The organism is Pseudomonas monsensis, assembly GCF_014268495.2.
Lineage (GTDB): Bacteria > Pseudomonadota > Gammaproteobacteria > Pseudomonadales > Pseudomonadaceae > Aquipseudomonas > Aquipseudomonas monsensis.
This window is the reverse complement of sequence record NZ_CP077087.1, coordinates 3,932,038-3,945,471: the sequence shown is the minus strand read 5'-3', so window position 1 is coordinate 3,945,471 and position 13,434 is coordinate 3,932,038. Positions and strand designations below refer to the sequence as shown.

Annotated in this window: 1 protein-coding gene and 1 pseudogene (1 of these 2 only partly in view); both read left to right on the top strand. The window is 66.0% G+C overall.

The features are described 5' to 3' along the window. Positions 1-89: 89 nt before the first annotated feature. Positions 90-5,090, top strand: a pseudogene (locus HV782_RS17250) (amino acid adenylation domain-containing protein); the annotation flags it as partial. 218 nt (positions 5,091-5,308) lie between these two features. Continuing rightward, positions 5,309-13,434 carry the 5' portion of a non-ribosomal peptide synthetase gene (locus tag HV782_RS17245; RefSeq protein WP_217890321.1) on the top strand. It continues 4,888 nt past the right edge of the window, so 8,126 of the gene's 13,014 nt are visible here — the first part of the coding sequence; its start codon is at positions 5,309-5,311; its stop codon lies off the right edge, out of view.

Here is a 13,434-nt window from a genome sequence, read left to right as displayed (position 1 = left end):
CGGTGAACTTGCCGGTGGCGGATTTCAGTCTGAGCACGCCTGAGGAAGAGGCGCTGCTGCAACAGTGGAATGCGACGCGAGTGAGCTACCCGGCGGTGAGCACGATCCATCAGCGTTTCCAGGCGCAGGTGGCGCAACGGCCGCAGGCGCTGGCGGCGGTGCAGCAAGGGCAATCGTTGACCTATGCCGAGCTTGATCAACGAGCCAACGCGCTGGCTCATCATCTGCTCGATCTTGGTGTGCGCCCGGATGACCGGGTGGCGATCGTCGCCCGGCGCGGTCTCGACACGTTGGTCGGGTTGCTGGCGATTCTCAAGGCCGGCGCCGCCTATGTGCCGCTCGACCCGGCGCATCCGGCCGAGCGCCTGAGCTATCTGCTGGAGGACAGCGCGCCGCTGGCGGTGCTGACCCAGCGTGGTTTGCGCGGGCATCTGCCGGCGTTGTCGGTGCCGGTGATCGAACTCGATCGCCCGAGCTGGCCGGCCACTGATAGTGACGCGCCAAAGGTGCCCGGACTGACTCCGGCACATCTCGCCTATGTCATTTACACCTCCGGCTCCACCGGCCTGCCCAAAGGGGTGATGGTCGAGCACCGGACCCTGTGCAATCTGGTGGATTGGCACGCTGACGCGTTCGATCTGCAGGCCGGCAGCCAGACCTCGAGCCTCGCCGGATTCGGTTTCGATGCGATGGCCTGGGAAGTCTGGCCGGCGCTGTGCGTGGGTGCGACCTTGCACCTGGCACCCGCCAGCGAGGGCAGCGAAGACATTGGTGCGCTGCTCGACTGGTGGCGGGCGCAACCACTGGAGGTGAGTTTTCTGCCGACCCCGATCGCCGAATACGCCTTCAGCCGCCAGCTCGATCATCCGACCTTGCGCACGCTGCTGATCGGTGGCGATCGCCTGCGCCAGCCCCCGCGCCCGCAATCGTTCGCGGTGATCAACAACTACGGCCCGACCGAAGCCACGGTGGTGGCGACCTCGGGGCGCCTCGCCGCCGGGCAGGCGCTGCACATCGGCAAGCCGGTGAGCAACGCCACGGTGTATGTGCTCGATGATCAGCAACAACCGCTGCCGCCAGGCGTGGCCGGCGAGTTGTACGTCGGTGGGGCCGGCGTGGCTCGCGGTTACCTGAACCGTGCGGACCTGAGCGCCGAACGCTTCCTGCGCGATCCGTTCAGCCGCGAAGCGGATGCGCGGATGTATCGCACCGGCGATCTGGCGCGCTGGCGCAACGACGGCACGCTGGAGTATCTGGGGCGTAACGACGATCAGGTGAAAATCCGTGGCGTACGCATCGAACCGGGAGAAATCGAGAGCGCACTCGCCAGCCATGCGGCGGTGCGCGAAGCCGTGGTGCTGGTGCGCGACGGGCAGTTGTTGGCGTGGTTCACCGAGCAGGCGCCGCTGGACATCAACCAGTTGCACGCGCACCTGAAAAGTCGCCTGAGCAGTGCCATGCTGCCGAGCGCCTACGTGCGTCTACCGGCATTGCCCCTGACCGCCAATGGCAAGGTCGACCGCAAGGCGCTGCCGGCGCCCGGGCCTGAGGACCTGATCCGCCGCGAATATGAAGCGCCGCAAGGCGAGGTTGAAATCGCTCTGGCGCAAATCTGGACGGAAGTGTTGCAAGTCGAACGGGTCGGGCGTCACGACCATTTCTTCGAGTTGGGCGGGCATTCTTTGCTGGCGGTGATACTGATCGAGCGCATGCGACAGCTCGACTTGAGCAGTGACGTGCGCGTGTTGTTCAGTCAGCCGACCCTCGCCGCACTGGCGGCCTCGGTCGGCAGCGGGCGTGAAGTCGAGGTGCCGGCCAACCGCATCGCTGCCGACTGCACGCACATCACCCCGGCGCTGCTGCCGCTGGTGCAACTGGCCCAGGCGGACATCGAGCGCATCGTCGCCACGGTGCCCGGCGGGGCGGCCAATGTGCAGGACATTTATCCGCTGGCGCCGCTGCAGGAAGGCATCCTCTACCACCACATCACCGCCGCCCAGGGCGATCCGTACCTGCTGCAATCGCAGCTGGCGTTCGATAGCCTTGAGCGCGTCGAGGCTTTCGCCGCAGCGCTGCGCGAGGTCATGGCGCGCCACGACATTCTGCGCACGGCGGTGCTCTGGGAGGGCCTGAGCACGCCGGTGCAAGTGGTCTGGCGCGAGGCGATTCTGCCGTTGCAGGAAGTCGAACTCGACCCGGCCAACGGCCCGGTCCTCGAGCAGTTGCATGCGCGCTTCAACGCCCGGCGTTACCGCCTCGACGTCAGTCAGGCGCCGCTGATGCGTCTGGTGTACGCCAAGGATCCGGCGTTGGGCCGGGTAGTGGGGATTCTGCTGTTTCATCACCTGGCGATGGACCACATTGCCCTCGAAGTGATGCGCGGCGAGTTGCAGGCCAGCCTTTGCGGGCAGGTCGTGGAACTGGCGCCGCCGGTGCCGTATCGCAACTACGTGGCGCAGGCGCGCCTGGGTGTCAGCGAGCAGGAGCACGAGACGTTTTTCCGCGAACAACTGGCGGATATCGACGCGCCGACCCTGCCGTTCGGCCTGCAGCAAGTGCAGGGCGATGGTTGCGGTATCGACGAGGCGCAGCAGGCGCTGCCGGCAGAGGTCTATCAGCGTTTGCGCCATCAGGCGCGTCAGGCCGGGGTCAGCGTCGCGAGCCTGATCCATCTGGCGTGGGCGCGGGTGCTGGCGGCGACGTCCGGCCAGTCCAATGTGGTATTCGGCACCGTGCTGATGGGGCGGATGCAGGGCGGCGAGGGCGCCGATCGGGCATTGGGGGTGTTCATCAACACATTGCCGCTGCGCATCGACGTCGACGCCGGGGTGCTCGACGCTGTGCGCGCTACCCATGCACGACTGACCGCACTGCTCGGGCACGAACATGCGTCGCTGGCGCTGGCCCAGCGTTGCAGCGGAGTCGCCTCACCGGCGCCGCTGTTCAGCGCGCTGCTCAACTACCGGCACAGCGATGAATCGCAACTGCTGGAACCGTCGCGGCAAGCCTGGCAAGGCATCGAAACCCTGGCCAACGAAGAACGCACCAACTATCCGCTGACCCTGAGCGTGGATGATTACGGCAACGGTTTGCGCCTCACCGGCAGGGCCGTGGCGCAGATCGGCGCGCAGCGGATCTGCGGTTATATGCAAGCCGCGCTGAGCGGCCTGGTGCAGGCGTTGGAACAGGCACCGCAACAGCCGCTGAACCGCTTGCCGATCCTGCAGGCCGAGGAGTTGCAACGCTTGCTGATCGCGTTCAACGCCACCGAGGTCGATTGCCCGCTGGAGCAGCCGCTGCACGTTTTGTTCGAAGCGCAGGTGCGGCGCAAACCAGATGCCGTTGCGCTGCAGAGCGGTGAACGCAGCCTGACGTATCGCCAGCTCAACGAGCACGCCAACCGCCTGGCCCACCACTTGCGCGAACTCGGCGTACAGCCGGATGCGCGGGTGGCGATCTGTGTCGAGCGCGGGCTGGATCTGGTGGTCGGTTTGCTCGGCATCCTCAAGGCCGGGGGCGCCTATGTGCCGCTGGACCCGGACTATCCGCTGGAGCGTCTGAATTACATGTTGCAGGACAGCGCGCCGGTTGCCCTGCTGGTGCATGGCGCCACGCGGCAACTATTGGGCGAGCCGGGGGTGCCGCTGCTCGACCTCGACCGCCGCACGTGGGACCAGCAACCCGCGAGCAATCTGCAGGTGCCCGGCCTCGGCGCCGCGAACCTCGCCTATATGATCTACACCTCGGGTTCTACAGGCCTGCCCAAAGGCGTGATGATCGAACACCGCAGCGCCTGCAACATGGTGCACTGGGGCTCGGTCATTTCGCCGCCAACCGGGCACGGTGCGCTGCTGCAAAAAGCGCCGTTCAGCTTCGACAGTTCGGTGTGGGAGATCTTCTGGCCGCTGTGTTCCGGCATGCGTCTGGTATTGGCCCGACCGGATGGCAACCGTGATTCGGCGTACGTGGTGCAGACCATTCGCCAGCATCAAGTGACGGTGGTCAAGTTCGTCCCGGCGTTGCTGCAGCAGTTCATCGAACAGGACGACATCGAGCAGTGCACCAGCCTCACTGATGTCCTCAACGGTGGCGGCGAACTCAGCGCGGCACTGGCGCGGCAGGTGCGTGCCCGGTTGCCATGGGTGCGTTTGCACAACGTCTACGGCCCGACCGAAACCACGGTGGACAGCACCGGATGGACGCTGGAGCCGCACTTGCCGGTGCCGGAGAATCTGGTGCCGATCGGCAAGGCGCTGAGCAACACCCGTCTGTACGTACTCGACGCTTACGATCAACCGGTGCCGCAAGGCGTCAGCGGTCAGTTGCACATCGGCGGGGTCGGCGTGGCGCGCGGTTATCACCGATTGCCCGAGATGCAGGCCGAGCGCTTCATCGACAGTCCGTTTGTGCCCGGCGACCGGCTGTACCGCACGGGCGATCTGGTGCGCTACAACCCGGATGGAGAGCTGGAGTTCCTCGGGCGCAACGACTTCCAGATCAAGCTGCGGGGCTTGCGCCTGGAGCCGGGGGAAATCGAGGCGCGGCTGATCGAACATCCAGCGATCCGCGAAGCGCTGGTGATGGTGCGCGACGAGCGTCTGGTGGCCTGGTACACCGTGCGCTGCGGTGCAGAAGCACCGGGGCTGGAGACCTTGCGCACCCATGTGCTGGCGCGGCTGCCCGAATACATGGTGCCGGGAGCCTTTGTACGGCTCGACGCTTTGCCGCTGACGCCAAACGACAAGATCGACCGGAAAGCCTTGCCGGAACCGGGGGCGGACGCGCTGATCAACCGGCCTTACGTGGCGCCCGAGGGTGAAGTCGAAACCACGCTGGCACGGATCTGGGGTGAGGTGCTCGGCGTCCATCGGATCGGGCGGCATGACAACTTCTTCGAGCTCGGCGGGCATTCGTTACTCGCGGTAAGCCTGGTGGCGCGCATGCGCCAGAACGGTTTGCACACCGATGCCCGGGCGCTGTTCAGTCAGCCGACGCTGGCCGCGCTGGCGCTCAGCACCACGCGAGAGGCGCAGCACGTGGTCATCCCGAAAACCACCATCCCGAGCCTCAACCGCAAACGCCGGCTCTAGTCCGGCGCCGTCCACTACGGCTGACATCGAACCTGTGGCGAGGGCGCTTGCTCCCTCGCCACAGGTATTCGGCAACTCGTCGGCAGGGAAGGTGGCTTGTCCCCGCTTCCCATGTCAGCCCCCCATGCCCCGATGTTTTAGTTTTTCCAGGCTGCGCGCAGTTCGCACGGACTCGCGGCTGCGCGCTCATTTTTCTCGTATTTACAGCAGGTTATCCCATGCAATTCAGCGAACTGATGGCTGTTATTTCCACCCATGCGATCCGCCTTCAACAGGAAGATGAAGACTTGGTCATTCTGGGCAGCGACGACGCGCTGGATGATGCGGTGTGGGACAGTCTCGCCGCGCACAAGACGCAACTGCTGGAACTGGTCGCCCGTCACGGCGGCGACTGGTTGAGCCCGGCGTTTCGCATCACCCCGGACATGCTGCCGCTGGTGACGCTGGATCAGCCGACCATCGACCGTATCGTCGCCAGCGTGCCGGGCGGCGCTGGCAACCTGCAGGATATTTACCCGCTGGCGCCGTTGCAGGAAGGCATGCTGTACCTGCACCTGTCGGCGCCTGCTGGCGACCCCTACGTGTCGCAGGCGCGCTTCGCCTTCGCCAGTCGTGAGCGTCTGGAGGCTTTCGCCGAGGCGCTGCAGTGGATGATCGAACGCCACGACATCCTGCGCACCTCGTTCGTCTGGGAACGCCTGGATGAACCGCTGCAAGTGGTGCAACGCCATGCGTCGCTGCATTGCGAAGAAGTCCGGCTCGACCCGGGTGTCGACGTGCTGACGCAACTGCTCGAACGTCACGATCCGCGCACCTTCCGTCTTGACGTGCAGCAGGCGCCGCTGCTGCGTCTGGTGTATGCGGCGGACCCGGCGAACGGGCGTGTGGTTGCGCTGTTGCTGTTTCATCACTTGATCATGGACCACGTCGCCCTCGATGTGGTGCGTCGGGAAACTCGTGCGCACCTGCTCGGCCAGGCCGCGCAGGTGGGGCCAGCGGTGCCGTATCGCGATCACCTGGCCAAGGCGCGCCTGGGCCTCGACCAACAGTTCCATGAGGCGTTCTTCCGCGAGATGCTCGCCGACATTGACGAGCCGACCTTGCCCTGCGGTTTGCAGGATGTGCAAGGCGACGGCCAGGCCATCGAAGAAGCCTTGCTGATGCTTGAGCCCGAGTTGAGTCGACAACTGCGCGGGCAGGCGCGCCAGCTCGGGGTCAGTGTCGCCAGCCTGATGCACCTGGCGCTGGGCCGGGTGCTCGGCCAGTTGTCCGGGCGCACGGCGGTGGTGTTCGGCACCGTGCTGCTGGGGCGGATGGAGGCAGGCGAGGGCGGCGAGCAAGCGCTGGGCATGTTCATCAACACGTTGCCGCTGCGCGTGGATGTCGGGCAGGACGGGGCGCGCGAGGCGGTGCTGGCGACCCATCGGCGCCTGACCGCATTGCTCGCCCATGAGCAGACGTCACTGGCACTGGCCCAGCGCTGCAGCGCCGTCGCGGTGCCGACGCCGCTGTTCAGCGCCATTCTCAACTACCGGCACAGCAGCGCGGAAGACGTCGCCGAGGTCAGCGATCTGGCCCCTGGCGTGCAGGTGTTGGGCGCCCGTGAGCGCACCAACTACCCGTTGACCGTCAATATTGATGATCTCGGTGAAGACTTGCGCATTACCGCGCTGGCGGACGCGGCCCTCGGTGCCGAGCGCATCGCCCGTTACCTGAACACCGCGCTGCACAGTCTGGTGCACGCCCTGCAATCGGCGCCGAATACGCCGCTGCACAGCCTCGATATCCTGCCGGCAGCCGAGCGTGAAAAACTCCTGCATGGCGACCGTTCATTGGCGCCGCGCTTCCCCGAGTCACCGCTGATCCACCAACAGTTCGAAGCCCACGCACGGGCTCGGCCCGAAGCGCCGGCGCTGATGTTCGGCGGGCACACCCTGAGCTACGGCGAACTCAATCGCCGCGCCAACCAGCTCGCGCATCACTTGCTGGCGCGCGGTGTCCGCCCGGATGACCGGGTGGCGATCTGCGTCGAGCGCGGCCCGCAGATGATCGTCGGCCTGCTTGGCGTGCTCAAGGCCGGCGCCGCTTACGTGCCGATCGACCCGGCGTATCCGCTGGAACGCATCGCCTACACCCTTGAGGACAGCACCCCGGTGGCGCTGTTGATGCAGGCCGACACCGCCGAGCGCGTGGCCGGTGCCGAGGTTGTGCAAATCGACCTCGACAGTGTGCAACTGCACGCCGAACTGACCAGCAATCCGTACATCCCTGAACTGCTGCCGAGCCATCTGGCCTATGTGATCTACACCTCCGGCTCCACCGGTCTGCCCAAAGGCGTAATGGTCGAGCACCGCAACGTGGTGCGGTTGTTCGCGGCGACCCAGCCGTGGTTCAACTTCAACCCGCAAGATGTCGGGGCACTGTTCCATTCCTTTGCGTTCGACTTTTCGGTGTGGGAAATCTGGGCCGCGCTGGCCTTCGGCGGCCAGTTGCTGCTGGTCCCGCAAACGGTCAGCCGTTCCCCGGACGACTGCTACGCGTTGCTGTGCCGCAGCGGCGTCACCGTGCTCAACCAGACCCCGAGTGCCTTTCGCCAGTTGATCGCCGCGCAGGGGCGCAGCCCGTTGCAGCACTCGTTGCGCGAAGTGGTGTTCGGCGGCGAAGCCCTGGAACCGGGCCTGCTCAAGCCGTGGTATGCGCGGGTCGGCAATGCCGGCACGCGCCTGGTGAACATGTACGGCATCACCGAAACCACCGTGCACGTGACCTATCGGCCATTGGCCGCAGCGGATGCGCATCTGGTCGGGCGCAGCCCGATTGGTGTGGGCATTCCCGACCTGCAACTGTACGTGCTCGACGCCCAACGCGAACCGGTACCGGCCGGCGTCATCGGTGAGCTGTACGTCGGCGGTGCCGGGGTTGCCCGTGGCTACCTCAATCGCCAGGCGCTGACCGCCGAGCGCTTTATTGCCGACCCGTTCAGCGGCCGCACCGACGCCCGTTTGTACAAGACCGGTGACCTCGCACGCTGGACCGCAGACGGCAGCCTCGAATACCTGGGGCGCAATGACGATCAGGTGAAAATCCGCGGTTTCCGCATCGAACTGGGCGAAATCGAAGCGCGTCTTGCGGCCTGCCACGGTGTGCGTGAAGCGGTGGTCATCGCCCGCGAAGACAGCCCCGGCGATCAGCGCCTGGTGGCGTACTGGCTGGCCGCCGAAGACGCCGCGCCGAGTGCCGCGCAATTGCGCGACGCGTTGCTGCTGTCGCTGGCCGACTACATGGTGCCGAGCGCCTTCGTACGCCTCGATGCGTTGCCGCTGACCACCAACGGCAAGCTGGATCGCAAGGCCTTGCCGCAGCCTGAGAGCGATGCGTTCGCCCGGCGCGGTTTCGAAGCACCGTCGGGTGACGTGGAAACACTGATTGCCGGCCTCTGGCAGACCCTGCTCGGTGTCGAACAGGTCGGCCGTCACGACAATTTCTTCGAACTCGGCGGCCATTCGCTGCTGGCGGTAAAACTGATCGAGCGCATGCGCCAGCACGATCTGCACTGCGACGTACGCGTGCTGTTCGGCCAGCCAAGCGTGGCGGCACTGGCGGCCACGCTCGGCAGCGGCCATCGCCTCGTGGTGCCAGACAATCGGATCAGCGCCGATTGCACACGGATCACCCCGGACTTGCTGCCACTGGTCTCACTGGATCAAGCCGCCATCGACCGCGTTGTGGCCACGGTGCCCGGCGGCGTCGCCAATGTGCAGGACATTTACGGTCTGGCACCGTTGCAGGCGGGGATTCTCTACCACCACCTGGCGACCAGCGCCGGCGACCCGTACGTGCTGCAGGCGCAGTTCGCCTTCGCGGGTCTGCCACAGATCGAGGCCTTCGTTCGCGCACTGAACGCAGGGATCGCCCGGCACGACATTCTGCGCACCGGCGTGGTCTGGGAAGGCCTGGAAGAACCGGTGCAGGTGGTGTGGCGCGAAGCGCCGCTGGCGCTGGAGCGCGTCGATGCCGACCTGTTCGAAGGCGACGTGCTGGAGCAGATGCAGGCGCGTTTCGATCCGCGTCACTACCGCCTCGACCTGCGCCGTGCGCCTTTGATGCGCCTGGCCTATAGCGAAGACCGCGAACACCAGCGCTGGGTCGGCATCCTGTTGCTGCACCACATCGTCCTCGACCACACCGCACTCGAGGTGTTGCTGGCAGAAATGAACGACAGCCTGCAACCAGGCGCTCGCGAACTGCCGGCGCCGGTGCAGTACCGCAACTACGTGGCGCAGGCGCAACTGGACGCCAGTGCTCAGGCGCATGAAGCGTTTTTCCGCGACATGCTCGGCGACATCGACGAACCGACCGTGGCCTTCGGTCTGCAAGACGTGCATGGCGACGGCAGCAGCATTGTCGATACCGTGCAGGCACTGGACGCCGGCGTTGCCCGGCGCTTGCGCGAACAGGCGCGCCGGCTCGGGATCAGCGCCGCCAGCCTGGTGCACCAGGCCTGGGGGCAGGTGCTGGCGCAAATGTCGGGCCGCGACGAGGTGGTGTTCGGCACGGTCTTGCTCGGGCGCATGCAGGGCGGCGAGGGCGCCGACCGCGCGTTGGGCATGTTCATCAACACCTTGCCGCTGCGGGTCAGTGTCGGCGCGATGGCGGTGCAGGACGGTGTGCGCGCCACCCACGAGCGGCTGGCGCAACTGCTCGGCCACGAACAGGCCTCGCTGGCGCTGGCCCAGCGTTGCAGCGGTGTATCGGCGGCGCTGCCGCTGTTCAGCACCTTGCTCAACTATCGCCACAGCGCGGCGCAATCGGCGAGCGTGGCGTGGGATGGCATCGAGGTGCTGAGTTCCCGCGAGCGCAGCAACTATCCATTGGTGATCAGCGTCGACGATCTCGGTGAAGGCTTTGGCCTGACTGTGCAAGCCGTCCCGCAAGTGAATGGCGTGCGGGTCTGCGATTACCTGCAAACCGCGCTGCACAACCTGCTGACGGCACTCGAGCACGCTCCGGCCACTGCGCTGCAGCAGATTTCGGTGATGTCGCCCAGCGAGCGGCAGCGGGTTCTGGTCGGGTTCAACATCACCGGGCGTGAATACCCGCCTGCGCAAACCGTACAGCGTCTTTTCGAACAGCAAGCGGTAGCCCATCCCGAGGCCCTGGCGGCGGTGCAAGGTACGCAGCAATTGAGCTATGGCGAACTCAACCAGCGCGCCAATCGCCTCGCGCATCACCTGATCGGCCTTGGCGTGCAGCCCGACGACCGGATCGCCCTGTGTGCCCGGCGCAGCCCGGACATGCTGGTCGCACTGTTGGCGATCCTCAAGGCCGGCGCCGCTTATGTGCCGGTCGATCCGGCGTACCCGCCGGAGCGCATTGCCTACCTGTTGCAGGACTGTGCGCCGGTGGCGGTCCTGGCCCAGGCCTCGACCCGCGACCTGCTCGGTGGCGTAGCGCTGATCAATCTCGACAGCGAATGCTGGCAACACCTGTCAGATGCCAATCCGCGGATACCGGCGCTGACGCCGAACCATTTGGCCTATGTGATCTACACCTCCGGTTCCACCGGCCAGCCGAAAGGGGTGATGGTCGAACATGCGACCCTGGAAAACCTCGTGCACTGGCACGTCGAAGCCTTCGACCTGCAGGCCGGCAGTCATACCGCGAGTGTCGCCGGGTTCGGTTTCGACGCCATGGCCTGGGAAGTGTGGCCAGCGCTGTGCGTCGGTGCGACCTTGCACCTGCCGCCGCAGTCGATCGGTAACGAGCACCTGGACGAGTTGCTCGACTGGTGGTGCGTGCAGCCGTTGCAGGTGAGTTTCCTGCCGACACCGGTGGCCGAATACGCCTTCAGCCGTCAGTTGCAGCACCCGACCTTGCGCACGCTGTTGATCGGTGGCGATCGCCTGCGCCAGTTCACGCGCCTGCAAAGCTTCGAGGTGATCAACAACTATGGTCCGACCGAAGCGACGGTGGTCGCGACTTCCGGGCGGGTGGAGTGTGGTCAGCCGTTGCACATTGGCCGGCCGATCGCCAATGCCAAGGTGTACTTGCTGGACGCCGAGCAGCGTCCGGTGCCGGTGGGCGTGGCGGGCGAGTTGTATGTCGGCGGCGCGGGCGTGGCGCGTGGCTATTTGAATCGCCCCGAATTGAGCGCTGCGCAGTTCCTCTTTGACCCGTTCAGCGATGACCCGCAGGCGCGCATGTACCGCACCGGCGATCAGGCGCGCTGGCTGGCCGACGGCAATATCGAGTACCTGGGGCGCAACGACGATCAGGTCAAATTGCGCGGCGTGCGCATCGAACTCGGTGAAATCGAAGCCGCGCTCGGCAGTCACGCGGCGTTGCAGGAAGCTGTGGTTCTGGTGCGCGATGGGCGCCTGATCGCCTGGTTCACCGAGCGCTCGGCGGTTGACATCGGACAGTTGCGCAATCACTTGCAGGCGCGCCTGCCCGACGCTTTGTTGCCCGCAGCTTACGTGCGGCTGGCGGCCTTGCCGTTGACCGCCAACGGCAAGATTGATCGCAAGGCCTTGCCGGAACCGGAGCACGGTGCGTGGCTCAGCCGCGAATACGAGGCGCCACACGGTGCGGTGGAAATCGCGCTGGCGCAGATCTGGATCGACGTGCTGAAGGTCGAGCAGGTCGGGCGCCACGACAACTTCTTCGAATTGGGCGGGCATTCGTTGTTGGCGGTGAGCCTGATTGAACGCATGCGCCAGATCGACCTCGCCGCCGACGTGCGCGTGTTATTCAACCAGCCGACCCTGGCAGCACTGGCGGCCGCTGTGGGCAGCGGTCGTGAAATTGCAGTCCCGGCCAACCGGATCCCGCCAGGCTGCACGCACATCACCCCGGACATGCTGAGCCTGACCGAACTCGATCAGCCGAGCATCGCGCGCATCGTCGCCACGGTGCCCGGTGGCGCGGCCAACGTGCAGGACATCTACCCGCTGGCGCCGCTGCAGGAAGGCATTCTTTATCACCACCTGAGCGCCGAACAGGGTGATCCATACCTGCTGCAATCGCGACTGGCGTTCGACAGTGTCGAGCGTCTGCGCACGTTCGGTAATGCCTTGCAGCAGGTCATCGCGCGCCACGACATCCTGCGCACCAGCGTGGTCTGGGAGGGACTGTCGAGTCCGCACCAGGTGGTGTGGCGCGAGGCTCCGCTGGTGGTGCAAGCGGTGGCGCTGGACCCGGCGCAAGGTGACATTCTCGAACAGTTGCACGCACGCTTCGATGCGCGCTACCACCGCCTCGACCTCAGTCAGGCGCCGCTGATGCGCATCGTCTATGCCGAGGACCCGGTGCAGCAGCAGGTGGTGGCGATTATCCTGTTCCAGCACTTGATCCTCGACCACACCGCGATGGCAGTGGTGGGCGAGGAAATGCGTGCGTTCATGTTCGATCAGGCCGACAGCCTCGGCGCGCCGATGCCGTATCGCAACTACGTGGCGCAGGCGCGGCTGGGCGCCAATGAGCAGGAGCACGAAGCGTTCTTCCGCGACATGCATGGCGATATCGACGAGCCGACCCTGCCGTTCGGCCTGCACGACGTGCAAGGCGATGGCGGCGACATCGAGGAGGCGCAGCAAACCGTCGATCCCGGGCTGACCCGGCGTCTGCGCGAGCAGGCCCGGCAACTGGGCGTCAGTCCGGCGAGCCTGATGCACGCGGCCTGGGCGCAGGTATTGGGCGTGCTTGCCAACCGCCGCGACGTGGTGTTCGGCACGGTGCTGCTGGGCCGTCTGCAGGGCGGCGAGGGCGCCGACCGCACGCTGGGCGTGTTCATTAACACCTTGCCGTTACGCGTGGACGTCAGCGCAGGCGTGCAAGACGCGGTCAAGGCCACACATGCACGCTTGACCGCGCTGTTGGCCCATGAACATGCGCCACTCTCACTGGCCCAACGCTGCAGCGCGGTGTCCGGGGCGCCGCTGTTCAGCGCCATTCTCAACTACCGGCACAGTGCCGCCGAGGCGCAGCCGCGTGACGGTCAGGGCATCTGGGAAGGTGTGCAGTTACTCGGCGGCGAAGAGCGCAGCAACTACCCGCTGACCCTCAGCGTCGACGACCTGGGCGAAGGCTTCGCCCTCGCGGTGCTGGCGCTGACGCAGATCGGCGCGCAGCGCATTTGCGGCTACATGCACACCGCGCTGGAACATCTGGTGAACGCGCTTGAACAGGCGCCGCAACGTCCGCTCAACCGCTTGCCGATTCTTCCGGTGGAGGAATACGAGCGCTTGCTGGTCGGCTTCAACCCGACAGCGACGGCGTACCCGCGCGGGGCAACGATTCAGGCGCTGGTGCAAGTGCAGGCCGCGCAACAACCAGAGGCTCTGGC